The sequence below is a fragment of the Dietzia sp. IBK-p2-15D genome (assembly GCF_057773105.1).
Genome location: NZ_JBYMTK010000007.1, coordinates 141,557 through 167,246, shown reverse-complemented (window position 1 = coordinate 167,246; position 25,690 = coordinate 141,557). Strand labels below are relative to the sequence as shown.

The window sequence follows — 25,690 nt, the reverse complement described above, 5'->3', positions numbered from 1 at the left end:
CCCCGCGCCGCCGGGCGGGCCCCGCGCCGGCGGCGGCCCGACCAGGCCCCGCTGGCCGCCACCCCGACCGGGCCCCGCCGCCGACCGCCCGACCGCCCGTCGAGCAGAGGAATTCGCACACCCGCTTCTCGGGCGATACGCGCGAGATCCTCTTCTCGGCGCGCGTGGTGCTGTGGGCAGGGGTGCGACTCAGCGCTCGACGGCGGCAGCCGCCTCCCAGCCGTCGCCCTGTCGGCGCACCAACCCCATCTGCTCGAACTTCTCGAACCAGCCCGGGGCCGGCCAGTCACCCCAGCGCTCGGCGTAGTGGGCGCCGTTGCGCAGCAGGTCGGCGAGGTGGTCGACCGGCGGATCGGCGACCGGGTGCCACCGGTGGTAGGCATGGGCGCCGGCCACGAGCAGCACCGGCACGCGCCGGTACAGCACCCTGCGACCGAAGTCGGTGTCCTCGGCGCCGTAACCGGTGAAGGCCTCGTCGAACCCGCCGAAGTCCTCGCGTAGGCGCGCCCACAGCGCCGGGCGCAGGGCGAACGACAGGGACCAGAACATCCCGAACTCGTCCGGCTCCAGCGCGCGGGTGCCCCGGGCCGGGAACGGGCGTGCCGGGTGCGGGTCGGTGAAGGCCGGCAACTCGGCAGGGTCAGGGGCGCCGGCGGACTCGGGCAGGTAGGTGACCGGGCCCAGGCCCACGGCGCCGTCGGGCAGTTCGGAGTAGTACCACCCCAGGTCGGGGCCCGGCATGCAGTCGACATCGAGGAAGACGATCAGCTTCGCGCCCAGCTCGGCCGCTCTGTCGCCTCCGAGGTTGCGGCTCCGGGCGACGGGCAGGTCGGGGCCGGCCTCCAGCTCCACGACCTCGACGCCGTCAGCGGAGAGTTGTCCGGCCAGGTCGGCACTGCCCGGCCGCTCGGGCAGGACCACGACGTGCCGGGCGCCGGGCAGGTGCTGGGCCATCGCCCGACGTTGTGAGCGCAGGTGGTCGGCGCGACCGGGCGTGCAGACGGTCACCACCGCGATCGACGCGGCGGCGGTCACAGCGCGGCCTCCGCCGCGTGACGGGCCCCGTGGTCCGCACCGTTGCCTGCCGCGTGACGGGCCGCGTGACGGGCCCCGTGGCCCACCCCGTGGCCCACCCCGTGGCCTTCCGGCTTGTGACCCGCGGCGACCGCGGTGAGCACGCCGGCCAGGCGGGCGGCCGCGCCGTCGACCTCCCACGCCTCCCGCAGGCCCGACCCGGAGCCCGGGGTCGAGCGGGCGCGCTCGAGCGTGCGCCGGATCGAGTCGACCAGCTGCTCGACCGGGTCGTCGCGGCCCACGACCTCCGCCAGCCCCAGCGTCCGGAGGGTGCCGGCGGTGGCGTCCTGCTCGCCGAAGGGGCGTTCCTCTGGAGTCACGACGACGTGGGCGTCGGCGGCGGCGAGGTCGGCTATCGAACTCTGCCCGGCGGCGGTGATCACCACGTCGGCCCGGCACAACTCGTCCCACGGGTCGGCCACCCAGCGTCCGTCCGGCCCACCGAGCGAGATCCACTCGACGTCGCCGAGTAGCCCGGGAACGGCGTCCCAGCGGGCGTCGTGGCCGGCACCACCGGAGCCCCGCAGATGCAGGATCCTCGGCCGACCACCGCACCGGGCGCCCGGGTCGGGAGCGCGGTCGGCGAAGCGCGAGACCCCGCCGACGGGCACCAGCGGGCGGTCCGCCCCGGCGGGGACCGGCGCACCGGCGGCGCGCGGCCACCCGGCGACCAGGGCCGAACACACCCCGTGCGCGAGGACGTGCGGGGCGTCGTCGCGGCGCCCCGGCAGGACGGTGGTGACCACGGGAGTCCCGGTCAACCGCGCGGCCAGGGTCACCTCGACGGAGATGTCGCTCCAGAACACGTCCGGCGCGGTCCGGTCGATCCACCCGGCGATCATCGCCATGCGCTGACGGAGTCCGGTCTGCCCCAGCGGCACCCAGTGCAGCCTGCCCCCGGCGGTCGGGTCCGCCACCGGCCCGGCCTCGTCGTAGTCCAGTGGGAGCGGGAGGACCCGGATCCGCCCGGGGTCGGGATTGGCGTCGTCGCGGATGCGGGCGGAGGTGAGGACGGTGACCTCGTCGTCCAGGTCGGCGGCGACCGAGAGCGCCCGCTGCACGTGGCCGTTGCCCTGGTGGTGGGCGTAGATCCCGATCACGACGCGGCGACCACCAGCAGCCCGCGCAGGCGGGCCTCGAGCTGGTCGATGCGAGCGTCGTGGGAGAACGCGGCGGCGGCGGCGCGGGCGGTCGCGGCGCGGTTCAGCGTCAACGCGGCGGGGATGCCGGCCGCGAGGGCGGACGCGGGGTCGCGACCCGGTTCGACCAGCACCACGCCGGGTTGGCCGCTGAGGATCTCCCGGATGCCGCCACGCGCCAGGGCCACGACCGGGGTACCGCAGGCCAGCGCCTCGACGGCGGTGAGCCCGAACGGTTCCTCCCAGCACGGGGTCACCAGTGCGACCGCGGCCGAGACGACGAGCGGGACGAGCGCGTCCCGACCGAGCGGACCGTGGTAGCGCACGCTGTCGCCGGCGTCGCGCAACCGGGGCGCGAGCACCCTCTCCATGTACCGGTCGTCGCCGACCCGGCCGGCCAGGTCGAGCCGGAGCCCGGTGCGCCGGGCCGCCTCGACCGCCAGGTGCGGGCCCTTCTCCGGAACGATCCGGCCGGTCCACACGGCGCGGGGACGGTCGGTGGGCCGGAGGCCGACCCGGGAGGTGCGCCCGGCGACCGGTCGGGCCGCAGCGGCGGTAGCGGCGGTAGCGGCGGTACCGGCGGCGGCGGGCCGGAAGGCGGAACGGGCGGCAGTCCGCCCGCCGGCGCCTGCCCGGGGGCGCCAGATCTGCAGGTCGACCCCGTTGGGCAGCACCTCGGCACCGTGGGGCACTCGCCAGGACCCCAGGACGGAGCGACTCACGGCGAGCACCCTGCCGGTCGCCGACCCCAGCCGGTCGAACGCCTCCTGCATGGGCGCCAGCTGCGGGCAGTGCAGGGTCGTGATCATGGGCGTGGCCATCTCGGCCGCGCGGACGAGCGGGACGTGCGACAGGCTGTGGTTGAGCACCACGTCGAACCCGGACACCGCCACGTGGTCCATGAGTCGCTCGAACTCCGCGGCGTCGGCCTCGTACCCGCCGGGCGGGTAGTAGCTGTCGCCGCGTCCGGTGGCGGCGGCCAGGGTGGTGAACTCGTGGCGCCGGTCGTGACCCTCGCTGCCGGCGGCGGCGTAGAGCGTGACGCGGTGTCCCCGTGCGCGCAGGGCCCGCACCTCCTTGGCCACCACGACCTCGAGCCCACCGGCGTACGGCTCCCGGATGGGGAACCGCGACGGGCCGATCACCGCGATGTCGAGTAGATCCTCGTTGCGGGCGTCCACGGGCCCCCTCTCGTCTCGTCGCCCCCGGCGGGTGCGGAGGATGTCGGAACCTCTGATAATGGCCCCCCGGGGGGCCCTCCGCCACCGCTGGCCACCCCCGACGCTCACCAGCCGCCGAGCACCCTCTCGAGCCGCACCCCCGCGCCGTCGTCGTCGATGCCCCGGACGCCGGCGTGCGACGCCGTGACCGCGGTCGGCTCGGGTGGCTGCTCGCCCCAGTGGAGTTCGCGTGCGAGCGCCCGCGAGCTGCGGACCTCCGCGAGGCTGTAGCCCTCGTCGTCGTCCAGGGTCACGCTCCCCACCGGTGGGCACAGCGCGCGCAGGCGCCGCGGGTCGAGCGCCCCCGGCGCACAGGGACGGAGGATGTCGACGAGGACGGGGGGACGACGACGAGGGCCCGCGCCCGGCGTACCGGGCCGCCACCACTGACCGCGCGTCCCGAGGGTCACCCGGGGGTCATCGGCGAAGAGTCGGGCGACCACGGCGGCGTCGGGTGTGGCGGGGTCGACGGTCACGGCCACGTCGCCCCAGGCGAGCAGGGAGAGGCAGGTCGCGGCGGTGGAGCCGGTCCCGGCGAACTCGGGGCTGCCGGCGTGGACGTGGACCGCGACCGACGGCAGGGCGAAGATCCCGGCGGCCGGCCGGGTGAGCGGCGAGGCGATGAGGCCGGCCAGGAGGGCGGACTCGGCGTTCTTCTGGGCGAGTTTGCGCGCGAGTCGGTCGGACTCGTCGCGGTGATCGTCCGCCTGACCGCCGTCCGCGTGACCGCTGTCGGTGTGGCCGCCGTCCGCCTGACCGGCGTCGGTGTGGTCGGCGTCGGCGCGGCCGGCCCAGTCGGGGCCGTCGTGCCAGGCCACCGCGTCGGGCAGGTAGCGCAGGCGGCCGCCGGCCTGTTCGCAGCGCCACGCCAGGTCCCAGTCCTCGCCGCCGTAGCCGACGATGTCCGGGTCGAACCCGCCGGCGAGGTCGTAGAGGCGGCGGTGCAGGCCGCACGCCGCGGACAACACCCCCCGCCACAGGTCCTCGCCGCGGGTGAGGTCCGCCGTGTCCGCGTAGAACGCCGCAGGCCAGGCGGGGTCGGGGAGGATCTCGGCCGGTTCGACGGTCGGCTCGGCCCCGGTCCGGGTGACGGCAAACCGGCCGTACCGCCGGCGGCCCACTGCGAGCAGGTCCGGGTGGCCGTCCAGCGCGGCGCACATCGTCGCCACGAAGTCGGGCCCCGGGACGGTGTCGCCGTCGAGGAACAGCAGGAGGTCGCCGTCGCCCGCGCAGGCGCCGAGGTGGCGTGCGGCCGAGGCGCGGAAGCCTAGATCGTCCTGGCGCACGACCGTGACCTCGGGCGGGACCACCGGCGCGGCGCGAGAGCCGTCGTCGGAGACGATGACGCGCACGGTCCGTCGGGGGTCGCTCTGGTGGCGCAGCGCCGTGAGGATCCGGTCGAGCATCGGCTGGTCCTCGTAGAACGGGATCACCACGTCGACACTCTTGGGGACGTCACTGTTCGGGGTGCCTGTCATGCGAGCCATCCCTCCCACGCCCGGCGGTACGCCCGGCCGAGGTCGGCCATCCCCGACGGCGCCGCCTCGCGACGGGTGGGGGACGGGTCGTCGAGGAGTCGTCGCAGGTCGCCGACGAGATCCGCCCCGTCGGTGATCAGCAGGGAGCCGGGATGCCGGCGCTCCATCTCGCGGGTGTAGTCCGAGTCGTAGACCAGGGGGCGTCGCCCGGCCGCGGCCCAGGTGTTGAGCGACCCCGACGCCGACACGTTCCGGAACAGGGCGACGGGCACGGTGACCTCGCCGAGGACGCGGGCGAGGTCGTCGTCGTCGATCCGACCAGTCACCTCCGCGCCGCCACCGGCGGCCCGGACGGTCTCCAGCGCGGCGTGGACGTAGTCGTCGTGCCCCTCGGCGGGCGTCCCCAACAGGCGTAGTGACACGGCCTCGTCGCCGGCGTCGGCGAGCGCGGCGACGGCGTCGGCCACCACGTCGACGGCCTTGCCCGGGTGCAGGAATCCGAACACGCCCACCGACCGGGCGTCGGGGGTCAGGTCGGCGGGCGGCGCCAGGTCGGGGACGGGCAGCGGGATCACCGCGTCGACGGCGATGTCGGCCGCCGCGCAGAGGTGGCGCTCGTGCTCGGAGCTCACCACGACGAGCCCCGCCGCCCCCGCGATGCGCTGGTAGGCCCGCGTGCGCCGCCGACACCGCTCGGCGCCCTCCGCAGGCTGGGGGACGTCATGCAGGGTGACCGCGATGCGGCGGCCGCGCGCCAGGTCCTCCACGGTCATCGCGGCGTCGTCAGCGGTGGCGCCGAAGAGGGAATCGGTGATGTGCAGGTGGACCGGCACGCCGGGTCGGGCGTCGAGTACCTCGCGTACCCCGGCGACGTTCGCGACCTCGAGCACCTCCGTCCCGGCCGCGCGGGCGCACTCCACCGCGAACCGGGTCACCCCGTGTTCGGGCGGCCCCAGGGCGAGTGTGATCGGTGCGATCGTCAGCGGCGCGCGCTGCTCGCCGGCATGCCCTCTGCTCACCTCAGCCCCAGCATCTCGATGCGGGCGGCGTGCCGACGCAGGCCCTCCTCCACCACTCCGGGCGTGGCCGCGTACCAGTCGAGGTGGGCGTCGATGATCTCGCGGCTGGGCACCGGGACGCCGTCGACCAACCACTCTCCCGAGCGGGCGCCCCCGGCGACATCACCCGTCTCCACGCCGAGCGCCCGTGCGACGGTCGACTCCACCGGCGCGCGCGTGCCGCCGAGGGGCTCGCGGTCGCCGATGCGGGGCGGGTCGGTGAGCAGGCCTGCGGGCAGGCGCTCGATGATGCGGTCGAACACCGTGGCCAGCGTGTGCCGGTCGGGGTGGTTGATGGTGTGCCAGCGCGGGGCACCCTCGAGGAGGTCCGAGGCGACCAGCGTCCCGTGGGCCTGCTCGCGCACGCGCAGCGCCTCCACCGACTCGGTGGCCGAGGCCCGCGCCTGCTCGGGGGTCGGAGCGGCGTCGAGAACGCTCAGGTCGCCGGTCGCGGCGGCGACGATCGCCCGCAGGTCGTGGTACGGCGCGATCGGCGGGACCAGGGAGCGGTCGTGGGGTGGGCGGACCAGCACCTGGTACGGATGCAGTCCGGCGTACCGCAGGACGGGGGTCAGCACGACCGTGGCCGAGGCCGGCAGGCGCGCGGCGAGCTGGCGGTGTCCGAGCGGCAGGTCGCGGTAGTCGTCGCGAACGGGTTGGACGATCAGCACGTCCGTACGGGCGAGGTCCGTCTCCAGGCCCGGCAGGTCGTCGGCCGTCATCTCGTATACCGGCCGCACGTCCACCACCCGGACCTCCGCGGAGGTCCGGAGCAGGTCGCGGTAGACGTCCGCCTGGCAGTTGCCGATCACCATGACGGTCGGGAGGTCGGGGGTGCTCACCGGGCCGAGCGTATGCAGGGGCCCAGGTGGCGGCAACCGGCGGGCGTGGCACGGTGGCGGGGTGAACACTGGCTCCTCTCCGACCCCGCCGCCGGTCCGGGTGCGCTCCGTGCCGGCCGGGCACGACTACGTCCGCCACGCCATCTCGCCCGCGGCCGACGTCTCGGTGCTCGCGGACCCCGTGTTGGATCCGGCCGAGCCCGCCCGCTGGTGGCCGCACCCGGCGCTCGAGGCCGCCGACCGTCCCGAGGTCCTCGACGGGGCCGACGTCGTGCATGTGCACTTCGGTTACGAGCACCGCTCCCCCGGGCAGATCGCGGAGTTCGTGGCGGCGTTGCGGTCGCGGGGCCTGCCGCTGGTGGTCACCGTGCATGACCTGACCAACCCGCACGAGCCCGACCCCGCCGCCCATCTCGAGCGCACCGGCCACCTCGTGCGGGGCGCCGCCGCGGTGATCACGCTGACCCGCGGCGCCGCCGCGGAGATCCGCGAACGGTGGGGCGCCCGCGCGCAGGTCCTCCCGCATCCCCGGCTCATGGCCGCGGAGGTCACCGAGCCGTACCGGCTCGCGCGGCTCGATCGCTCCGGAGGCAGGCGCATGGTCGGTGTGGTGCTGGGCTCGCTGCGCGCGGGAGTCGCCGGCGAGGAACTCCTGGCCCCACTGGTCACCGCGCTGTCCGAGGGTGCCCACCTGACGGTGATGGTTCGCGCGGACGCCCTGGCCGCCGCGCGCGATCCGGAGCATCCCCGCCACGCGGCCGCGACCGCGCTCGACCGGCTCGACGCCCATCCGGACGTCGAGGTCCGGGCCCACGACCACCTGGCCGACGACGAACTGTGCGCGGCCCTGGCCGGATTCGACGCGCTCGTCCTGCCCCACCGCCACGGCACCCATTCCGGCTGGCTGGAGCTGTGCCGCGATCTGGGGCTGCCGCCGGTCATCCCGCGGATCGGGTACCTGGCCGAGCAGTGGGACCCCGGCGTGCTCGGATCGGGGTCGGCCGGATCGGGCACGGCCGTCTACGACCCGGGCCACCCCACCGCCGACGACCTGCGCCGGGCGCTGATGGCCGCCCTCGACGGCCCGCCGGTCCCGGCGCGCGCTCCCGCGTCCGAGGACGCCGCGGTCGCCGCCGCCCACGCCCGGATCTACCGACACGTGCTCTCCGCTGCGGCCGAGAGGTAGTGCAGCGGGGCGGACCCGGTCGGGTCGTCAGGCCTCCTGGCGACGGACCATCTCGCCGATCCACTCCGGCGCGTACGGCGAGGTGCAGTTCGGCGGCGTCGGGTAGTCACGCAGCACACCCAGGCGCTCGCCGATCTCCAGTGCGCGCGCCCGCAGATCCGGATGCTGGATCCCGATCTGGGCCAGGCACGTGTTCATCTCCCACTGCAGCCGTTCGTGGGCGCCGGCCATCTCGGCCTCGATCACGTCCAGCAGCGCGGGCAGGTCCAGCCCCTCGGGCTTCTTGGCCACCCGGTCGGCGGTGAGCGCCCAGCCGGCGGAGGCGACCACCGGGTCGGCGTCGTCCAACCACGCCACGCGCAGGTCCTCGGCGTGCGGGCCCTTCATCACGACGTAGCCGACCAGCCAGTCGTGGACCTTCCGGGTGCGGGCCTCGCGCAGCATCGTGTCCAGCTCGGTGGCCGAGAACTCCTTGGGCCGGCAGACGAGCAACGCGAGCAGCCTCGCCGCCGAGTCGCCCGTGTCCCACAACTCCAGCGCCAGCGGATGGTTCTTCTTCACCCGCTTGGCGACCGCCCGGAGCGAGGTGAGGTTGACCGCGTGGTCGTCGCCGTGCCGCTCGTTGACCTCCAGGATCCGTGCGTCCTCGAGTTCCGCGAGTTCGGCCATCACCTCGTCGCGGGTCGGCGTTGTCGTCGTCGTCATCATCGTCTCCTCGTCCGTCCCTGGCGGCACCGTGCGCGCCTCGCGGTGCTTCCCGTCCGCACCGCGTCGGCGCCCCGCCCGCACCTATACTCGCCGGGTGCGCCTGTGGAGCATCGATCCCGTCCTGCTCGACCGCGCCGCGCTGGTCGCCGGGTGGCGCGAGGGGCTCCTGGCCCAGAAGGTACTCCGCGGGCTGACCAAGGGCTATCGCAGTCATCCGCAGCTCGAGCGCTTCCGCACGCTCCCCGACCCGGTCGCGGGGGTCGCCACCTGGCTGCACGGGCTGGCCGACGCCGCCGACGCGCGCGGCTACCGCTTCGACCGCACGCGCGTCGTTCTGTCGCCCGGGGTCGAGCGCCTGCCGCTCACCGACGGGCAGCTCGCGCTGGAGTGGGCGCACCTGCGGGCCAAGGTGGCCGAGCGCGACCCCGCGTGGTTGGACCGCCTCGTCGCACCGCGCCCGCACCCGATGTTCGACCTGGTCCCGGGGCCGGTAGCCGCCTGGGAACGCGCACCCCTACCGGAGGCCTGACATGCCGAGACCGTCCGCCCGCGTGCCCTTGCCCGTGCTCGTCGCCCCCGCCGCGGTCTCCACGGCGCTGGCATTGTGGCCGATCCGCCGACCGTTCGCCGCCGCGACCGCCGGCTGGGTGTGGAGCCTGCCCGCGCAGGAACTCCCGCTGCACGTCGGGGCGCTGGTCGGGGCCGCGACCGCGCCTGCGCTGGCCGGTCGGGGCGGTCGGGCCGCGCGTCCCTCCGATCGCGTGGGGGTCGGCATCGCTACGCTGACCTGGGCGGGTCTGGGTCTCGTACTGTCGCGGCACCTCGCCGCGGCCGCCGCCCTCGACCGCGCGCTGGCCGAGGGACTGGGCGACGGGCTGGGCGACGGGCCGGGCGAGGGGCTGGGCGAGGGGGAGACGACGAGCCCGTCGGCCCTCCACCGCACGCCGTGGCCGAGAGTGCTGTTCCGCCCGTGGCCGCTGCGGCCGCGCGGGGTGCGGGCCCGCCGGGGCATGGTCTACGGACCGGATCCGAAGACCAACCGCTTCGATCTCTACACCCGTACCGGCTCGTCGCGGGCCGGCGGTGGCAACGCCAGCGGCGGCAACAGCGGCAGCAGCGACATCAGCGGCAGTGGCGCCGGCGACGTCCGCGGTGTGCTCGTCCACATCCACGGTGGGCACTTCCGGGCGGGCGGCCCGAGCCGGGAGTCGCGGGCGATGCTGTTCGACCACGCCGCGCGCGGGTGGGCGGCGATCAGCACCACCTACCACCTCTCGCCGACCCCGGAATCGGGGTTCCCGCAGCACCTGGTCGACGTCAAGCGGCTCCTGCGGTGGATCCGCACCGAGGGCCCGGCGCACGGGATCAGGGCCGACGCGCCGATCGTGGTGGCGGGCAGTTCGGCCGGGGCACACCTCGCGATGATGACCGCCCTGACCGGGGGAGATCCCCGCTTCCAGCCGGGATTCGAGGACGCCGACACCACGGTCGCCGGCGCGATCGGGTTGTACGGCTACTACGGTCGCCTGGGCCTCGAGACCCGGGACGTCTCCGACCCCGTGCGCCACGCGGCCTCCGGCGCCCCGCCGGTGGCGATCATCCACGGCACCCACGACACCTACACGCCGGTGAAGGGGTCACGCCGACTCGTACGGCACCTGCGCGCCGGGTCGCCGAACCCCGTCGTCTACGCCGAGCTCCCCGGTGCCCAACACGGGTTCGACGCGGTGCGCTCGCCGCGCTACCTGGCGGTCGTCGACGCGGTCTCGAGATTCACCGACCGACTCGCCTGATGTCGGCAGCAAGCACGCCTTGGCGGGCGTAGTGTCGCCCTCAGCCGACGGAACCCCATCACCGAGGAGCCCCGATGCCACTGTCCGGCGAGTACGAGCCCAGCCCGAGCGAGTGGGTGCGGATGCAGGTCGAGACGTACGAGCAGACCGACGGCGAGGAGGGCGGTGACCTCGCGGGCATCCCCGTGGTGATCGTGACCACCGTCGGCCGGAAGTCCGGCAAGCTGCGCAAGACCCCGCTGATGCGCGTCGAGCACGAGGGGTCGTACGCGGCCGTCGCCTCGCAGGGCGGCGCTCCCACCCACCCGGTCTGGTACTGGAACATGAAGGCCGATCCCCACGTGGAGGTCCGCGACAGGGACCGGGTCGGCGACTACACGGCCCGCGAGCTCAGCGGCGCCGAGCGCGACCGGTGGTGGGAGCGGTCGGTCGCCGTGTACCCCGATTATCGCGACTACCAGCAGAACACCGACCGGACCATCCCGGTGTTCGTCTTGGAGCCGCGCGATTAGGCTCAGCGCGGGGAATTCCAGAGCGGAACACTCCGCGATACACCAGGAGGGCGCCGGATGAGCCGAATCGCTCTCGTCCTCGGATGCGGGGGCACGATCGGCGGGGCCTGGATGATCGCCGCCCTCCACGCGCTCACCGAGCAGACGGGATTCGACCCCCGGGAGGCGGACGTCCTCCTGGGGACCTCGGCGGGCGCCGAGCTGGTGACCATGCTCGCCGGCGGCATCGGGGTCGACGAACTGGTCGATATGCAGCGCGGGCAGGCCTGCGACATGCGGCTCCGCGAACACATCGCCTCCACCCCGCCCGGGCGGCCGCCGCTGCCCCGGCTCCCGCTGCTCAACCCCGGTCTGCTCCGCACACGGTCCGGGCTGGGCGCCCTCACCGGTATCGCCCCCACCGGTCGCGGCGACGCCAGCTGGTTGCAGCGACTGGCCGAGGGCTTCGAGGTGGGCGCCTGGCTCCCCCACACCGGTGCCCGGATCGTCGCCTACGACGTCCTCGCCGGGGAGCGCGTCCTGTTCGGCGCCCCGGGCTCGCCGATGGCCACCGTCGGCGAGGCGTTGCGCGCCTCCTGGGCGACCCCCGGGTGGATGCCACCGGTGCCCGTCGGTGACCGGATCTTCGTCGACGGCGGCATGGGTTCCACCGCGTCCGTGGACCTGATCGGGCCGGAGGACGCCGACCTCGTGTTCGTCCTCGCCCCGATGGCCTCGGCGCCCGGCGTCCGCGTCCCCGGCCGGGGCGGCGGGATCGAGTACCGGCTGATCCGCCGCCCGATGTCCACCCAGCTGCACGACGAGGTCGCGAGCGTCCGCGCCCGGGGTACGACCGTCGTCCCGATCCTGCCCACCGCCGTCGACCTCGCCGGCCTGGGCGCCCACTTCATGAACGCCTCCCGGCGGGAGGCGGCGTTCGAGTCGTCCATGGTGACCGCGCCGGACACGGTCCGCAACGCGCTGGCGGACAACGCGGTCGACGTGTGAGTCCGGGTCGATCGCGCGAGTGGCGCGAGCCGCGCGTGGTGATCGTCGGAGCCGGGGTCGCCGGCATCACTGCCCTGCACGTCTTCCGCGAGCGGGGCTTCACCGACGTCACCGTGCTGGAGAAGGGCTCCGACGTCGGCGGGGTCTGGTACTGGAACCGCTACCCGGGCCTGACGTGCGACGTGCCCTCCCAGCTCTACCAGTTCCGGTTCGCGCCGAAGCCCGACTGGTCACACGTGTGGGCCGACGGTCCCCAGATCCAGCGCTACCACCGCCGGGTCGTCGACGACCTCGGCCTGGCCGGGCACATCCGGACCGACACCGAGGTGGCCGCCGCCCGCTGGGACGAGGGCACCGCGACGTGGGAGCTGACCCTCGCCGCCCGGGGCGGGGGCGACGGAGGCGGTGGCGACAGCGACGACGGGCGCGGTCACGACGACGACGACGGCGACGACGGCGACGACGACGACGACGACGACGAGACCATCACCGCGGACGTCGTCGTGTTCGCGACCGGGGTCCTGCACCACCCGGCGATCCCCGACATCCCCGGACTGGCGGACTTCCGCGGGGAGGTCGTCCACACCGCACGCTGGCCCGACGGGCTCGACACGACCGGTCGCCGCGTCGCAGTCCTCGGCACCGGCTCGACCGGCGTCCAGGTGGTGTCCGCCCTCGTCGGTGAAGCGGGATCGGTCACGCACTACGCCCGCACGCCCCAGTGGATCCTGTGGGCCCCGATGCGGATGCGCCAGCTCGTCGTCGTCGGCTCGGTACTGCGGCGGTTCCCCACCGCCCACCGCGCGCTGTACGCCGCGCTGCAGTGGGGATCCGGCGTCCTCGCCGACATCACCACCAGACCGTCGTGGCGGCGACGCGCGGTCCAGGCCTACGCGCGACTCTCCCTCCGGGCGCAGGTCCGGGACCCCGACCTCCGCGCCCGGCTCACGCCGGACGACGAGCCGCTGTGCAAGCGGCAAGTGGTCTCGGGGACGTACTACCGCGCCATCCAGCGCAGCGACGCCGAGCTCGTCACCGACGCGATCGCGCAGGTCACCCCGGACGGGATCCGCACCGCGGACGGCGCCGAGCGTCCCGCCGACGTGATCGTGCTGGCGACCGGCTTCCACGCACACGACTACATGCGCCCCATGGAGGTCGTCGGACGCGACGGGCGCACCCTCGAGCGCGAGTGGGCCGACGGCCCGCGCGCCTATCGGATGACCGCCATCCCGGGCTTTCCCAACGCGTTCACCGTGCTGGGCCCCAACTCCCCCACCGGCTCGATCTCACTGCAGCACACCGCCGAACTCACCGCCCGGTACATCGCCCACTGGCTCGAACTCCTCCGCGACGGCGCGATCCGGTCGGTGGAGGTGACCGAGGAGGCGACCGCCGAGTTCAACGACGACGTCGCCGGGGCGATGGGGCCGACGGTCTGGAACACCGGCTGCCACTCCTGGTACTTCCACGACGGCGGCACGATCGACCTGTTCCCCTTCGACCGGGCGCGACTGGCCGAGCTCATGGGGGAACCGGACCACTCGCACTTCCGGGTGGGCTGAGGGCGCTTTCCCGGGCGGGCCGCTGGCGGCGCGACGGTCAGTGCGTCGGGCGACGGTCAGCGGGCGGCCCGCCTGTTGACCGGCCGGGTCCCGTCGCCCAGATCCGGTCGGGGCAGGCGCCGGCCCGGGTCGGCCAGACCGACGACGTGGCCGTCCGCCGACAACCGCGTCATCGCCTCGAGCAGCATCCGGCGCGCGCTGGCGTTGACCGAGGACACGCGGCTGAGGTCCAGGGTCACCTCGCTCGGCCCCTCGGGGATCTCGGCGAGGCGTCGCAGGACCTGTTCGGCGCTGGCGAACGTCATGGGGCCCTGCAGCCGGAAGGTGCGGCGCCCGGAGATCTCGTCGAACCGCACCGAGCGGACGGCCTCCACGTCCGTGACGGTGGTGTTCATCAGGTGCAACTCGAGGTCGTGGGACAGCCGCTCGAAGGTGCGCACCCCCTCCACGCTGTGGCCGTGCTCGTCGAGCCGCGGGGAGAACACCCCGAGCCCGACCTGCCCGGGCAGGGCACCGAAGATCCCGCCCGACACCCCGCTCTTGGCGGGGATCCCCACGGTGGACATCCAGTCCCCCGCAGCGTCGTACATGCCGCAGGTGGCCATCACAGCGAGCACCTGCCGGGCGACCGGCGCCGACACCACGCGCTCCTTGGTGACCGGGTTGATGCCGCCCGTCGCCAGCGTCACCGCCATCACCGCCAGGTCGCGCACGGTCACCCGGTAGGCGCACTGCCGGGTGTAGCCGCGCACCACCCCGTCGGGGTCGTCCTCGATGATCCCGCCGGCCCGCACCAGGTTGGCCATGGCCCGGTTACGGAACGCGGTGCGCAACTCGGAGTCCAACACCGCGCTGTCGACCTCGAGTGGTCGACCCGCGAACGCCGAGAGCCCCTCGAGGATGGTCTGGTCACGCTCGGTCTCGGTGGCGCCCTCCGGCCCGACCAGGGTGTGCGTGGTGATGGCCCCGATGTTGATCATCGGGTTGCGCGGCCGGCCCGTCTCGCGGTCCAGGGAGATCTGATTGAACGCGTCCCCGGACGGCTCCACCTCGACCTTCTCCAGGACCGCCTCGATTCCCCGGTCCCGCAGGGCGAGCGCGTAGACGAACGGCTTGCTAATCGACTGGATGGTGAACTCGGCATCCGCGTCCCCGGCGGTGTAGACGACGCCGTCCATCGTGCAGGCGGCCACCGCGAACCGGTCGGGGTCCACGGCCGCGAGCTCGGGGATGTAGTCGGCGAGCCGGCCGGCGTCGCCGTTCGAGCAGGCGTCGCGGATCTCGAGCAGATAGTCAGGTACCGGCGTCTTCACGCCACCAGCGTGTCATGCCGGAGGGCCCGGGGCGGCGTGTGCACCGCCCCGGGCCCTCCGGCACCGCGAACCGGTCGTGGTCAGTGATCGTGGTGGTCATCCGCCTTGGTCGGGTGGACGGTCCCGTGCTCGTGCTCCGGCGGACCGTACAGCGAGTACACCTTGAGGTCGTCCTCACCGATGTTGGTGACGTTGTGCCAGCTCCCGGCGGGCACGAGGATGACCCAGTCGTCGGAGACCTCGCGCACGAAGTCGAGCTGATCCTTCGCGGGGCCCATCTCGACCCGACCCTTCCCGGCCTCGACGCGCAGGAACTGGTCGTGGTCGTCGTGGACCTCGAGACCGATGTCGTCCCCGGGCTTGATGCTCATGACGGTGAGCTGCATGTGCGATCCCGTCCACAGCGTGGTGCGGTAGTTGTCGTTGGCGAGGGTGGCGTCCTCGATGTCGACGACGAACGGGTTCGGACCCTGATCGGTGGGGCTCATCGATGCTCCTGCTTCTTCGTAGACGGGTGTACGCGGTGGCCGGCGGCCAGCGTTCCGTCTCGAGTTTCGACGACTCCCGGGACGCTCGCAAGCAAGGGCATCCTCCCGAGGCGCGGCCCGGGCGACATGTCCCCATCCCGTCACGGGGCCACAACGATCAGGCCACGAGGGTTCACGTACCCCCTGCGCAGTGCGGACACTGACGAGCAACCCCGACGAAAGGAAGCTTGATGAAGCGGACGATCGCAGTGACGGGAGCCATCGGTCTCGCGGTGTTCATGGGAGCGTGCGGCACCGACGATGACGGTGGCACGACCACGGCCGACGAGACCACCACCGAGATGACGACGGAGGAGACCACCACCGACGAGACCACGACCGAGCAGACCACCACCGAGGAGACCGGCGCTGCGGCGGAGGGCGACATCGTCGACACCGCGAACGCCGCGGGCGACTTCACCACCCTCACCCAGGCCATCGAGGCCGCGGGCCTGACGGAGACCCTCAAGGGACCCGGCCCGTTCACGGTCTTCGCCCCCACGGACGAGGCGTTCGACGCCCTGCCCGAGGGGACGCTGGACGAACTGCTGGCCGACCCCACGGGCGACCTGGCGCAGATCCTGCAGTACCACGTGATCGAGGGCGAGGTCCCGGCCGCCGACGTGCTCGAGATGGACGGCCAGACGGTCGCGACCCTCCAGGGCGGGGAGCTCACGGTCGAGGTGGAGGGCGAGAACGTCGCCCTCGTCGATGGGAACGGCACCCGCATCAACGTCGTCCAGACCGACGTGGACGCCACCAACGGCGTCATCCACGTCCTCGACGGAGTCCTGATGCCGCCCGCCTGACCCGCCGGTGACACTCGCTGCGCCCCGACCCGGTCCTTCCCCGACCGGCCGGGGCGCGGCTCGTGTCAGGCGGGCGTGCAAGCTGGACGTGTCAGCTGCGCGCGCCAGCCGGTCGGGTCAGCGGGGCGTGTCGTACCTCTTGAGGTCACTGGTGGCCGGGCCCTCGATGAGCTCGCCACACGCCGAGAAGCGGGACCCGTGCCAGGGGCAGTCCCACGACCGCTCCACGTCGTTCCACGTCAGCGCGGCTCCCATGTGGGGGCACAGCAGGCCGACGCGGCAGGTCTCGCCGTCGTCGCCCGTCGCCTCCCCCATCGGTCGGATACTCGGCCGTGGCTTGCGCACCATCGCCTGCGCCGCGGTGGCCGCGAGCTGGACGGGCACGTCCGCGAACAGTGGCACGGCGTTCTTCGCGATGCCCGTGATGCTGGGCTTACCGAACGACACCCGCGGGTCCACGCCCTCGAGCCGGTCGACCATGATCCCGGCCGCCGCCGGCGCGCCCGTGAGGCCCCACTTGCTGTAGCCGCCCGCGAAGTGCACGCGCCCCCTGCCCCACGGCAGGGGCCCGGACTTGGGCAGCATCGTCACCGGGTGGAAATCCTGCGCGGACCAGCCGTGGGTCATCGTCGCGCCGGGGAAGTACTTCTCCGCGTACTCCCGCAGCGAATCGATCTTGGACGCGGTCCCCGTGGCGGTGCCGGTGCGGTGACCGTTGCCGCCGACGAACAGCACCTCACCGCCGGGCGAGGGCACCGTCCGCAGCGAGCGGACCGGGCTCTCGACCGAGCCGTACATCCCCTCCGGCAGGCCGCCGGAGTACTCGAACGCGCAGAGATAGGACCGCTCCGGTTCCATCGTCGCCACGGTCGGGCCTCGGTCCAGGGCCGGGGACGCGGTCGCCAGCACGACGTCGCGGGCGGTCATCGTGCCCGGATGCGCGGTGACCTCGACGAACGCGGCCTCGCCGGTCCCCTGCGCTGTGAGTCCGGTGACACGGGCGTGCTCCACGATCCGCACACCGAGCGCCGTGGCCGCCCGGACCAACGCCGCGAGCGACTCCACCGGGTCGATCTGCATCTGATCCGGCAGTTCCACGGCCGACCGGGCCGGGAACGGGACGTCGATCGCGTCGTACCAGCGGGCGGGCAGGCCCAGGTCGACGAGGGTCTTCATCTCCTTGCGCAGGGTCGACGTGCCCATCCGCCCTTTGGAGAACGTCACCGCACGCCGACGCTGGGAGTCGACGCCGTGGGTCTCGCAGAAGTCGGCCCACCAGTCGAGTCCGTAGCGGTTGGCGTCGGCGTACGCACGCGCCGTCTCCAGCCCGTGCTTGGAGCGGATTCCCGACAGCCGGGTGCCCTGCAGGACCGAGACCTTGGCCGTGGTGGCACCGCTGGCCCCCGCGCCCACCGTGTGGGCCTCCAGGACCACGACCGACTTCCCGCGCGCGGCGGCCATCAGTGCCGTGATCAGGCCGGTGAACCCGGCGCCCGCGATCACCAGGTCGACGTGCTCGCCGTCCGGGAACTCGGCCGCCGGGGGATCGATCGTCGTGCGTCGCCAGAATGATGTGCCCATCGTGCGTCTCCTGGAGGGTGCTCGCCGGGGATGTCGCTGGCGCTCACTGTAAGACCGGTCACGTCCCCTCGCATCCGCTCCTCCGGCCGCCGGTCTCCCCACCGGCGGCCGGCCGGGCTACTTCGCCGTGAACCCGGCGTCCACCGGCAGGGCGACGCCGGTGATGTGACGACCCGACTCCTCCACGAGGTAGGTCACGGCCCGCGAGATGTCGATGGGCTCGAGCATCGGCACGGGCAGGGCGTTGCCCATCGTGTGGCCCTCGGGGTTGTTCGCGAACCACCTGGCCATCTCGTCGTGCGCCACCATCGCCGTCAGGACGCCGGCCGGGTGGATCGTGTTGATGCGGATGTTGTGCGGCGCGAGCCAGATCATGAAGCTGCGCATGAGCCCCACCACCCCGTGCTTGCTGGCGGTGTACCCCGTGGCCGCGCCTGACCCGTCGCCTCCCCGCCCGGACAAGCCGTTGGTCGACGAGATGAGGACGATCGACCCGCCCTCGCCGCGCTCGATCATCAGCGGGGCGATGGCGTGGACCGTGTTCCACACCCCCACGAGGTTCACCATGATGGTGTCCAGGAACGCCTGCTGGGCGTCCGGCTCCTCGCCGCGCTGGGAGTTGATCCCCGCGTTGGCCACCACGATGTCCGGGACGCCGAACCGCTCCCGGCAGGCGTCGACCGCCGCCGCGACGTCCGCCGGCTCGCGCACGTCGCCCGTCACCGCGACGATCTCGCCGCCGACCGCCTCGACCTCGGCGACCGTCTGCTGCAGGTCGTCGGCGGTTGCCAGCCCGTAGGGGACGGTGTCGATGTCCTCGCAGATGTCGAGCGCGAGGATCCGCGCCCCCCGCCGGGCGAGCTCCACGGCGTGACTGCGCCCCTGCCCCCTCGCCGCGCCGGTGATGAAGGCGACCCTGCCCGCCAGTGACTGTTCCTGACCCATGTGTGAACCGCTTTCCGATGGGATGAGTTGACTACCGTCAGGATTCAAGCACCGTCGGGGTCCGAGTGGTCGGCGTTCCTCCCGATCCGAGCCGCTCCAGCACCCGTCGGAGCTCCACCGCGAAGTCGGCCGCGTCGCGCGAGGAGAGCCGCGCGTAGCTCAGCACCAGGCCGGACACCGCGTGCTGCGCGGACTGCCCGCTGAGCGACCGCGTGCGCCACCCGGCCCGCTCGAGCGCGCGCACCACCTCGTCGTCGTCATACCCGGGCAGCACCACGCACAGGTGCAGGCCCGCCTCCACGCCCGTGACCTCGAGGTCCGGGCGTTCCCGGCGCAGCGCCGCCACCAGCCGGGAACGGCGGTCGCTGTACACGCGGGCCGCCCGCGCCAGGTGCCGGTCCATCGCGCCCGAGGTGATGAACGCGGCCAGCGCCTCGGCGGGCAGCGTCGACGGGCCCCGCCGGTGGACCGCGAGCCAGCGTTCGACCTCGCGGCGCATCGCCGTCGGCGGCAGGCACCACGCCACGCGCAAGTCCGGGGCCACGGACTTGGACGAGGTGCCCACGTAGGCGACGTGATCGGTGGCGGCGGGGAGGCTGACCAGCGCGGGCAGGGGGGCGACGCCGTAGCGGAATTCGCCGTCGTAGTCGTCCTCGATCACCAGCGACTCGGTCCGACGCGCCCACTCCACGAGCGCGACCCGGCGGTCCACACTCATGCGGTGCCCCAGCGGGAACTGGTGCGCGGGCGTGGTGAAGACGATCGCCGGCTCCGACCCCAGCCGCGCCGCGTCGAGGCCGCCGGGCTCCGCCGGATGAAACCGCACCTCCAGGCCCTGCTCGCGGGCCATGAGCACCGCGCCGCGGTACCCGGGGTCCTCCGTGTGGAACCGCACGGCTCCGCCCCCGGCCGGTCCCTGCTGCCCGGCGACGAACGCCGCGCACAGGGCCGCGATCGCCGACCGCGAGCTGTCGAACAGCAGCGGGTCGCCCGCGGCGATCCCCCGATGCCGGCGGAGGTGGTCGGCCACCGCGACGCGCAACGCCGGGCTCGGCTCCTCCCACGGGTTCAGGCCCGCCAGGCCCTGCGCCGCGGCGGCGCGCACCGCCGACCGCCAGGCGCGATCGTCGATGAGGGAGGCGTCGGGGATCCCGGGACGGAGATCGCGCGGCGACCGGCCGCGGCGCGGTGCGGATGGGGCCGGCGCCGGGGGCGCGGGTGACGCAGTGGTCGCCGCCGGAACCTCCGGTGACGAGGTGCGGGTGCCCTGCCGCATGAGTGGCGACGACGACGAGGTTCGGCTGATTCCGCGCGTCCGCGCCCCGGCCCGTGCAGCCTGACCGGCTCCGGCGGCGACCCGGGTGCCCGACCCCTGGGTGGAGACGATGAAGCCGGCCGCCGACAGTTCGTCGAAGGCGCGGACCACGGTCCCGCGGGAGAGTCCGGTCTGCTCGGCGAGCGCGCGCGTGGAGGGCAGCCGGTCGCCGTCGGCCACGGATCCGCCGGCGACCAGGTCGATGATCGCGTCCGCCAGCTCCGCAGCCCCCGACACCCGCCCCACCACCAGGGATCCGGGGCGTGCGGTACGGGCCATGGGGTGAGCGTAGGCCACGACACCGCGAAGTGGTCTCACGCATCTGCGCGAAATGGACCTCCCGGGGGCGCCACTTTCGGGGTGGGATGGGTCCCATGACGACCTACCGCCAGTCCCGACGACTCCGCGACGTGCGCTACGACGTGCGTGGCCCGATCCTCACCGAGGCGATGCGCCTCGAGGCCGAGGGACACGACATCCTGCGACTCAACCTGGGCAACATGCACCCCTTCGGGCTCACCGCCCGGCCGGAGCTCGTCGACGCGGTGGCGGCGGGGCTCGCCGCCGGGCAGGCCTACTCCGACTCCCGCGGCATCCCCGCCGCCCGCGAGGCCGTGGCGGACTACTACCGCCGACACGGGATCGGTGGCGTCTCGCCCGAGAACGTCTTCCTCGGCAACGGCGTGAGCGAACTCATCACGCTGGTCCTGCAGGCCATGGTCGACCCCGGCGACGAGATCCTGGTCCCGGCCCCGGACTACCCCACCTGGACCGGCGCCGTGAACCTCACCGGGGGCGTGCCCGTGCATTACCTCGCCGACGAGTCCGACGGGTGGAACCCGTCGCTCGAGGACATCGAATCCAGGGTCACCCCGCGGACCACCGCCCTGGTGATGATCAACCCCAACAACCCCACAGGCGCGGTGTACAGCGAGGACACCGTCCGGGGGATGGCCGACATCGCGCGCCGCCACGGGCTCGTCCTGCTGTCCGACGAGATCTACGAGAAGGTCCTCTTCGGCGACGCCCGCCACCACCACGCCGCGCGGGCGGCCGGCGACGACGTGCTGTGCCTGACCTTCGGCGGACTGTCCAAGGCGTACCGCGTGTGCGGCTACCGGGCCGGCTGGGTGGTCGCGACCGGCCCGATCGCCCACGCCACCGACCTGCTGGAGGGGCTGACCCTGTTGTCCAACATGCGGGTCTGCCCCGGCGTCCCCGCACAGCACGCGATCCCCGTCGCCCTGGCCGAGGACTCACCGTGGGGCCACGACGTGGTGGACCCGGACGGCCGACTCGAGCGGCAGCTGGCCCGGACCACCGAGCGCCTCAACGCGATCCCCGGTGTGAGCTGCGTGGCGCCGCGGGGCGCGCTGTACTGCTTCCCGCGCCTGGACCGCGAGATGTTCGGCATCTCCAGCGACGAGCAGTTCGCCCTGGACCTCCTTCGCTCCGAGCACGTGCTGGTCACCCACGGCACCGGCTTCAACTGGCCCGAACCCGACCACTTCCGCATCGTGTGCCTGCCGGAGGCGCCGGTGCTCGACCGGGCGCTCGACGCGATCGCCCGGCACCTGGACCGCCTCCGGTTGGCCGCAGCGTGACCAGCCGGGGTCAGCCTGAACTGTATCGGGGACCGCCAGGAGCGGTATCACGTTGGTATCATCGCGGCATGGCTATGACACTTCGGCTGAACGACGACGACGAGCGCCTCCTCGCCGCACTCGCCGAGGCCGAGGGCGTCAGCAAGCACGAAGCCACGCTCCGAGCGATCCGGTTCGCAGCCGAGCGCACCGCGCATCGCGAGCAGGTTCGGCGGGCCTCCGCGGACAACCGTCAGCGCTACGCGGATTTGCTGGACCGCCTCGGTCGATGACCCACTACCTCGACGTCGAGGACCTCATGGCCCTGGTCGACGATCTCGGCGTGGGGCCCGTACGCGACGTCGGCCTCCTCGACTCTGCCGCCCATCGCCCCTCGTCGTGGATCCTCGGCCAGGAATCCTACGAAGGACTCGACCTCAAGGCCGCCGTACTGCTGCATGCCATCGTCGCGAATCTTCCGCTCGTGGACGGGAACAAGCGACTCGGGTGGCTCGCGGTCGCCGTGTTCTACCAGATCAACGGTGTCATCCTCGACGCTCCGGACGACCCCGCCCACGACCTCGTCATCTCGGTGGCCGACGGGTCCGACGACCCGTCCACTGTCGCGACGAGCCTGGCCGAATGGACGCGCCCGGCTCGCTGACCCGTCTCGACGAGAAGACAGTTCCGCGCACGTCGCCCGAGTGGCGGGTGTGCGGAACTGTCTTCTCCATAAGCCGGCCGCGCCGAGATGAACGCGGCCCGCCGTGGATCAGTTCTGAAGCGCGGGCTTGATGTGGTTCCAGCCGGGCGTGATGTAGTCGACGAACGTCTGCCATCCGTGGAGACCCTCGTCGCCGTAGTCCACGCGATGCGCGATGCCGTGGCGGTCGAGTTCGCGGGAGAAGCTCGTGGCCCCCTCGATGACCCCCTTCTCCAGCACCAGGCCCTGCAGCATGTCGAAGTAGTCATCGCCGTAGTTCCGGAGATCCCCTTCGGAGATCGCCAAGCCCCCGGTCGCGAAGTACACCGCGGTGCCCTCGAGACCCTCCACGTGGGAGATCGTGTCGTGGTACTTCCACAGATCGCTGCCGCGTGGGCCCCACATATTGGCGGAATCGCCGCCACGCCCATCCACCGAGCCACGCACCGACTGGTAGCCCAGCTCATCGGTGGTCGAGTAGTAACCGGAGAGCGCCATGACGCCGTCATAGAGCTTCGGGTACCTGGCCGCCAGGTGCATTGCCGCCTGCGCACCCATCGACGCGCCGGCGATACCGTTCTTGCCGTTGTGCTTCGTCTCCCGGGTCGCCAGTTCCGCCTCGACGAGGCCGGGCAGCTCTTTGGTGAGGAACGTTTCCCACTTGTTGTACCCGAAGATCTCGTCCTCGCTCTGCCAGTCGGACCAGTAGGTGGAGGGCCCGCCGGTGGGCGTCACCAGGTGGACGTTCTCGTCCGCCATGCGAGAGGGCAGGTTCCCGGCCCGCTTCCAACCCGAGTTGCCTTCGACCGAGTCGACCCCGTCCAGGAGGTACAACACGGGTGCCGGCCCCTCGTCCCTGACGCGGGACGGGAGCACCTCGAGCACGATCTCACGCTGCATGGCAGCGGACGTGACGAGCCAATGCTCGTACTCTCCGTGCTGGGTGATGCTGCGGAGCTCGACCGCGTCGATCGACTCGTCGCGCTCTCGCGGCCGATTGGGGAGCTCCACGTATGACCCGGTGCCGCCGAGCGGGATGTTGGTGGAACCGGCCGACCCGAGCGACCCGAGTGTCGAGCCCAGCGGAAGGGACCCGGCCGCCGAGCCGATCAGCTCGACCTCTTCGAGCCCCAGCGACGAGGTGTCGATATCGCCGCCGATCTGGGCGGAGACGGGCGCGGTGAATCCGACGGCCATCGCGGCCGCGAGGGCGGAGGCGGTGGCGCGGCGACGGAGACGAACGTTCATCGGGTTCCCTTCATCATGAATGTGGCCGAGGTGGTTGTGGCCGGGGTACGCAGAAGCGGTCCCGCGCCCCGGTGTGGGAGCGCAGGACCGCTTCTTGAGGTGGTCGATCAGGAACCGGTGGACCCGGAGGAGCCCAGGGAACCGGTCGATCCCGCGGAGCCGGCCGAACCCAGCGAACCGGACGAGTCGGAGTCGTCGTCCGTCCCGGGATCGACATCTTCGCCGTACAGGGCGGGCTTGATGTAGTCCCAACCGGACTTGAAGTTCTTGAGGAAGTTCGGCCAGTTGTGGAAACCGGTCTCGGCGTAGTCGACCTTGTGCTCGACGCCCGCGCGGTTCAGGGCCTTCTCGAATGCCTTCGATCCCTCGAGCACGCCCATCTCGAGCACCTGACCGAGGATCATGCTCATGAAGTCCAATCCGCCGCCGCCGCTGTAGTTGGCGAAGTCGTCAGGACCGGCGACGTTGTTGCCGGCGGAGAAGTACACGGCCGTGTCCTTCAAGTCCTCGGCGTGGGAGACGGTGTCGTGCCGCTTCCATTGCGCACTGCGGTGCGGGCCCCACATGTTCTCGACGTCGCCGCCCCGCGTCTCGATCGTGCCGCGGATGGTCTGGTAGCCCAGCGCGTCCATGGTCGAGTAGTACCCACTGAAGGACATCACGCCCTGGTAGACCTCGGGGTGGGTGGCCGCGAGGTGCATGGCCGCCTGACCGCCCATGGAGATTCCGCCGATGGCGCTCTTACCGTTGGTCTCCAGCTCCTGCTCCGCGAGCCCCTGCTTGACGATGCCTGGCAGCTCCTGCGTGAGGAACGTCTCCCACTTGTTGTAGCCGAGTTCGGGGTCGGCCTCGTTCCAGTCGGCGTAGTACGAGGCGTACGCGCCGGTCGGCATGACCACGTGGACGTTATCCTCGCGCACTCGGTCGTGGATGTGGGCCTGGTGGTTCCAGCCCGAGTTGTACTCGGGGGCGTCGACACCGTCAAGCATGTAGAGCACGGGCGCGGGGCCCGCATCGGTGACGCGCGAGGGCACGACCTCCAGGATGACCTCGCGCTTCATCGCCGCGGAAGTGACCAGCCAGTACTGGTACTCACCGACAGTCTTCTCGACCTCGATGAACTCGGACTTCGTGATTTCGTCGACCACCGGGCGGGGCTTGTTCGGCAGCGGATTGGACGAACCCGCGCCGTCCAGCGGGAAGTCGGCGGACCCGACCGACCCGAGCAGGCCGGTGGCCGACCCGAGCGGAACCGAGCCAGCGGCTTCCATGATGGCCTCGAGGTCCTCGAGACCGAGGGTCGACGGGTCGATGAGTGTCGACGGGTCGAGGCTGTCGGTCTGGGCCAGCGCGGGGCTGGCCGTTCCGAGGGTCAGGGCGATGGCGAGGGCGCCGGCGGTGGCGGCCGCGGCGCGGCGGAGTCCGAAGGACATGAAGCTCCATATGTTGTGAGTAGTGGCTTATGGAGCTTAATCGATTCTCAGCTGAGATCGTTACTCGCGCGGCGTCGGTCACTACCCCCTCAGTGCCGCCTCGACCGCCTCCCGCAGGTCCTCGGGCTTCCGGTTGGGTCCGAACCTGTCGATCACGTGGCCGTCGCGGCCCACGAGGAACTTGGTGAAGTTCCATTTGATCCGGCCGCCGAGCACCCCGGACTTCTCGGACTTGAGCCACTCGTAGAGCGGGTGAGCATCCGAGCCGTTGACCTCGATCTTGGAGAACAGCGGGAACTCCACGCCGAAGTTGCGCTCGCAGAACGCGCCGATCTCCTCGTCGGTGCCCGGCTCCTGGTGCGCGAACTGGTCACACGGGAACCCGAGCACCACGAAGCCCTCGTCGCGGAACTCCTCGTACAGCTTCTGCAGCCCCTTGTACTGGGGTGTGAACCCACACTTGCTCGCGGTGTTGACCACCAGGACGACCTGCCCGGCGTAGTCGGACAAGTCCTTCCCGCTCCCGTCGAGCAGGCTCGCCTGGAAATCCGCGAGAGTGGTCTGGTCGTGGTGCATGGGCACTCCTCGTCGTCGTCGTCGTCCCGACCCCGGTCGGCCGGCTCACCCCGTCATTGTCACCGTTCTCAGGCGCCGCGTGCGGGCGTACTCTG

Annotated in this window: 25 protein-coding genes; 10 read left to right on the top strand and 15 right to left on the bottom strand. The window is 72.7% G+C overall.

Features of this window, described 5'->3' with window-relative positions; genetic code table 11:
• Positions 1–189 precede the first annotated feature (189 nt).
• From AC3DEV_RS11255 to AC3DEV_RS11230, 6 genes are all read right to left on the bottom strand, one after another.
• Positions 190–1,035, bottom strand: a complete 846-nt coding sequence (locus AC3DEV_RS11255) for a glycosyltransferase family 2 protein (protein ID WP_488372160.1) — start codon at positions 1,033–1,035, stop codon at positions 190–192.
• The gene (locus AC3DEV_RS11250) at positions 1,032–2,174 is read right to left on the bottom strand and encodes a glycosyltransferase (RefSeq protein ID WP_488372159.1); all 1,143 of its coding nucleotides are present in this window, start codon (positions 2,172–2,174) and stop codon (positions 1,032–1,034) included. The genes AC3DEV_RS11255 and AC3DEV_RS11250 overlap by 4 nt, the downstream gene beginning before the upstream one ends.
• Positions 2,171–3,394, bottom strand: coding sequence for a glycosyltransferase (locus tag AC3DEV_RS11245; RefSeq protein ID WP_488372158.1), 1,224 nt, complete (start codon positions 3,392–3,394; stop codon positions 2,171–2,173). Before AC3DEV_RS11245 ends, AC3DEV_RS11250 begins: the two co-directional genes overlap by 4 nt.
• A gap of 104 nt (positions 3,395–3,498) precedes the next feature.
• Positions 3,499–4,911 (bottom strand): glycosyltransferase family 2 protein, encoded by a 1,413-nt coding sequence (locus tag AC3DEV_RS11240; RefSeq protein ID WP_488372157.1) that lies wholly within the window; start codon positions 4,909–4,911, stop codon positions 3,499–3,501.
• Positions 4,908–5,930, bottom strand: a complete 1,023-nt coding sequence (locus AC3DEV_RS11235) for a glycosyltransferase family protein (RefSeq protein ID WP_488372156.1) — start codon at positions 5,928–5,930, stop codon at positions 4,908–4,910. Before AC3DEV_RS11235 ends, AC3DEV_RS11240 begins: the two co-directional genes overlap by 4 nt.
• Positions 5,927–6,811 (bottom strand): WcbI family polysaccharide biosynthesis putative acetyltransferase, encoded by an 885-nt coding sequence (locus AC3DEV_RS11230; RefSeq protein ID WP_488372155.1) that lies wholly within the window; start codon positions 6,809–6,811, stop codon positions 5,927–5,929. The genes AC3DEV_RS11235 and AC3DEV_RS11230 overlap by 4 nt, the downstream gene beginning before the upstream one ends.
• A 61-nt stretch (positions 6,812–6,872) precedes the next feature.
• Here AC3DEV_RS11230 and AC3DEV_RS11225 point away from each other — a divergent pair, with 61 nt between their 5' ends.
• The gene (locus AC3DEV_RS11225; RefSeq protein ID WP_241504410.1) at positions 6,873–7,997 is read left to right on the top strand and encodes a glycosyltransferase; all 1,125 of its coding nucleotides are present in this window, start codon (positions 6,873–6,875) and stop codon (positions 7,995–7,997) included.
• Between the two features lie 27 nt (positions 7,998–8,024).
• Here the strand turns inward: AC3DEV_RS11225 and AC3DEV_RS11220 are convergent, their stop codons facing one another.
• Positions 8,025–8,702: a DNA alkylation repair protein gene (locus AC3DEV_RS11220; RefSeq protein WP_488372154.1), complete on the bottom strand. Its 678-nt coding sequence runs from the start codon at positions 8,700–8,702 to the stop codon at positions 8,025–8,027.
• 97 nt (positions 8,703–8,799) lie between these two features.
• On the opposite strand from AC3DEV_RS11220, the gene AC3DEV_RS11215 reads away from it, so the two are divergent.
• From AC3DEV_RS11215 to AC3DEV_RS11195, 5 genes are all read left to right on the top strand, one after another.
• Positions 8,800–9,234 (top strand): pyrimidine dimer DNA glycosylase/endonuclease V, encoded by a 435-nt coding sequence (locus AC3DEV_RS11215; RefSeq protein WP_488372153.1) that lies wholly within the window; start codon positions 8,800–8,802, stop codon positions 9,232–9,234.
• Between the two features lies 1 nt (position 9,235).
• Positions 9,236–10,498 (top strand): alpha/beta hydrolase, encoded by a 1,263-nt coding sequence (locus tag AC3DEV_RS11210; RefSeq protein ID WP_488372152.1) that lies wholly within the window; start codon positions 9,236–9,238, stop codon positions 10,496–10,498.
• A gap of 74 nt (positions 10,499–10,572) precedes the next feature.
• Positions 10,573–11,010: a nitroreductase family deazaflavin-dependent oxidoreductase gene (locus AC3DEV_RS11205; RefSeq protein WP_488372151.1), complete on the top strand. Its 438-nt coding sequence runs from the start codon at positions 10,573–10,575 to the stop codon at positions 11,008–11,010.
• A 57-nt stretch (positions 11,011–11,067) separates the two neighbouring features.
• Positions 11,068–11,997, top strand: coding sequence for a patatin-like phospholipase family protein (locus AC3DEV_RS11200; protein ID WP_488372150.1), 930 nt, complete (start codon positions 11,068–11,070; stop codon positions 11,995–11,997).
• The gene (locus tag AC3DEV_RS11195) at positions 11,994–13,562 is read left to right on the top strand and encodes a flavin-containing monooxygenase (RefSeq protein ID WP_488372149.1); all 1,569 of its coding nucleotides are present in this window, start codon (positions 11,994–11,996) and stop codon (positions 13,560–13,562) included. The genes AC3DEV_RS11200 and AC3DEV_RS11195 overlap by 4 nt, the downstream gene beginning before the upstream one ends.
• Before the next feature lie 56 nt (positions 13,563–13,618).
• Here the strand turns inward: AC3DEV_RS11195 and AC3DEV_RS11190 are convergent, their stop codons facing one another.
• Both AC3DEV_RS11190 and AC3DEV_RS11185 read right to left on the bottom strand, forming a co-directional pair.
• Positions 13,619–14,875, bottom strand: a complete 1,257-nt coding sequence (locus AC3DEV_RS11190; protein WP_488372148.1) for a glutaminase — start codon at positions 14,873–14,875, stop codon at positions 13,619–13,621.
• Between the two features lie 80 nt (positions 14,876–14,955).
• On the bottom strand, positions 14,956–15,363 hold the full coding sequence (locus AC3DEV_RS11185; RefSeq protein WP_067712996.1) for a cupin domain-containing protein: 408 nt from the start codon (positions 15,361–15,363) through the stop codon (positions 14,956–14,958).
• A gap of 230 nt (positions 15,364–15,593) precedes the next feature.
• Between AC3DEV_RS11185 and AC3DEV_RS11180 the strand changes: the two genes are divergently transcribed.
• Complete coding sequence (locus tag AC3DEV_RS11180) at positions 15,594–16,211, top strand: fasciclin domain-containing protein (RefSeq protein ID WP_488372147.1); 618 nt, start codon at positions 15,594–15,596, stop codon at positions 16,209–16,211.
• A gap of 117 nt (positions 16,212–16,328) precedes the next feature.
• Here the strand turns inward: AC3DEV_RS11180 and AC3DEV_RS11175 are convergent, their stop codons facing one another.
• The 3 genes from AC3DEV_RS11175 to AC3DEV_RS11165 all read right to left on the bottom strand — a co-directional run bounded on the left by AC3DEV_RS11175 (position 16,329) and on the right by AC3DEV_RS11165 (position 20,331).
• The gene (locus AC3DEV_RS11175; RefSeq protein ID WP_488372146.1) at positions 16,329–17,792 is read right to left on the bottom strand and encodes an FAD-dependent oxidoreductase; all 1,464 of its coding nucleotides are present in this window, start codon (positions 17,790–17,792) and stop codon (positions 16,329–16,331) included.
• Positions 17,793–17,909: 117 nt separating this feature from the next.
• Entirely contained in the window at positions 17,910–18,737 is an 828-nt protein-coding gene (locus AC3DEV_RS11170; RefSeq protein ID WP_488372145.1) for a mycofactocin-coupled SDR family oxidoreductase, read from the bottom strand.
• Between the two features lie 37 nt (positions 18,738–18,774).
• A complete protein-coding gene (locus AC3DEV_RS11165; RefSeq protein ID WP_488372144.1) occupies positions 18,775–20,331 on the bottom strand; it encodes an aminotransferase-like domain-containing protein in 1,557 nt (518 codons plus the stop codon).
• A 95-nt stretch (positions 20,332–20,426) separates the two neighbouring features.
• Between AC3DEV_RS11165 and AC3DEV_RS11160 the strand changes: the two genes are divergently transcribed.
• The 3 genes from AC3DEV_RS11160 to AC3DEV_RS11150 all read left to right on the top strand — a co-directional run bounded on the left by AC3DEV_RS11160 (position 20,427) and on the right by AC3DEV_RS11150 (position 22,299).
• Entirely contained in the window at positions 20,427–21,656 is a 1,230-nt protein-coding gene (locus AC3DEV_RS11160) for a pyridoxal phosphate-dependent aminotransferase (protein ID WP_488372143.1), read from the top strand.
• Positions 21,657–21,724: 68 nt separating this feature from the next.
• The gene (locus tag AC3DEV_RS11155; protein ID WP_260485986.1) at positions 21,725–21,928 is read left to right on the top strand and encodes a CopG family transcriptional regulator; all 204 of its coding nucleotides are present in this window, start codon (positions 21,725–21,727) and stop codon (positions 21,926–21,928) included.
• Positions 21,925–22,299 (top strand): type II toxin-antitoxin system death-on-curing family toxin, encoded by a 375-nt coding sequence (locus AC3DEV_RS11150; RefSeq protein ID WP_488372142.1) that lies wholly within the window; start codon positions 21,925–21,927, stop codon positions 22,297–22,299. Before AC3DEV_RS11155 ends, AC3DEV_RS11150 begins: the two co-directional genes overlap by 4 nt.
• 108 nt (positions 22,300–22,407) lie before the next feature.
• Here AC3DEV_RS11150 and AC3DEV_RS11145 read toward each other — a convergent pair whose 3' ends face one another.
• From AC3DEV_RS11145 to AC3DEV_RS11135, 3 genes are all read right to left on the bottom strand, one after another.
• Positions 22,408–23,586, bottom strand: coding sequence for an alpha/beta hydrolase (locus AC3DEV_RS11145; protein ID WP_488372141.1), 1,179 nt, complete (start codon positions 23,584–23,586; stop codon positions 22,408–22,410).
• Between the two features lie 107 nt (positions 23,587–23,693).
• Entirely contained in the window at positions 23,694–25,019 is a 1,326-nt protein-coding gene (locus AC3DEV_RS11140) for an alpha/beta hydrolase (protein WP_488372140.1), read from the bottom strand.
• 81 nt (positions 25,020–25,100) lie between these two features.
• Positions 25,101–25,595, bottom strand: a complete 495-nt coding sequence (locus AC3DEV_RS11135) for a glutathione peroxidase (protein WP_488372139.1) — start codon at positions 25,593–25,595, stop codon at positions 25,101–25,103.
• Between the last annotated feature and the right edge of the window lie 95 nt (positions 25,596–25,690).

Coding starts and splice junctions, on each gene's coding strand:
- AC3DEV_RS11160 (WP_488372143.1), top strand. CDS start 20,427: ATGACGACCTACCGCCAGTCCCGACGACTCCGCGACGTGCGCTACGAC.
- AC3DEV_RS11170 (WP_488372145.1), bottom strand. CDS start 18,737: ATGGGTCAGGAACAGTCACTGGCGGGCAGGGTCGCCTTCATCACCGGC.
- AC3DEV_RS11165 (WP_488372144.1), bottom strand. CDS start 20,331: ATGGCCCGTACCGCACGCCCCGGATCCCTGGTGGTGGGGCGGGTGTCG.
- AC3DEV_RS11185 (WP_067712996.1), bottom strand. CDS start 15,363: ATGAGCCCCACCGATCAGGGTCCGAACCCGTTCGTCGTCGACATCGAG.
- AC3DEV_RS11150 (WP_488372142.1), top strand. CDS start 21,925: ATGACCCACTACCTCGACGTCGAGGACCTCATGGCCCTGGTCGACGAT.
- AC3DEV_RS11220 (WP_488372154.1), bottom strand. CDS start 8,702: ATGACGACGACGACAACGCCGACCCGCGACGAGGTGATGGCCGAACTC.
- AC3DEV_RS11155 (WP_260485986.1), top strand. CDS start 21,725: ATGGCTATGACACTTCGGCTGAACGACGACGACGAGCGCCTCCTCGCC.
- AC3DEV_RS11135 (WP_488372139.1), bottom strand. CDS start 25,595: ATGCACCACGACCAGACCACTCTCGCGGATTTCCAGGCGAGCCTGCTC.
- AC3DEV_RS11180 (WP_488372147.1), top strand. CDS start 15,594: ATGAAGCGGACGATCGCAGTGACGGGAGCCATCGGTCTCGCGGTGTTC.
- AC3DEV_RS11140 (WP_488372140.1), bottom strand. CDS start 25,019: ATGTCCTTCGGACTCCGCCGCGCCGCGGCCGCCACCGCCGGCGCCCTC.
- AC3DEV_RS11240 (WP_488372157.1), bottom strand. CDS start 4,911: ATGACAGGCACCCCGAACAGTGACGTCCCCAAGAGTGTCGACGTGGTG.
- AC3DEV_RS11145 (WP_488372141.1), bottom strand. CDS start 23,586: ATGAACGTTCGTCTCCGTCGCCGCGCCACCGCCTCCGCCCTCGCGGCC.
- AC3DEV_RS11210 (WP_488372152.1), top strand. CDS start 9,236: ATGCCGAGACCGTCCGCCCGCGTGCCCTTGCCCGTGCTCGTCGCCCCC.
- AC3DEV_RS11200 (WP_488372150.1), top strand. CDS start 11,068: ATGAGCCGAATCGCTCTCGTCCTCGGATGCGGGGGCACGATCGGCGGG.
- AC3DEV_RS11205 (WP_488372151.1), top strand. CDS start 10,573: ATGCCACTGTCCGGCGAGTACGAGCCCAGCCCGAGCGAGTGGGTGCGG.
- AC3DEV_RS11175 (WP_488372146.1), bottom strand. CDS start 17,792: ATGGGCACATCATTCTGGCGACGCACGACGATCGATCCCCCGGCGGCC.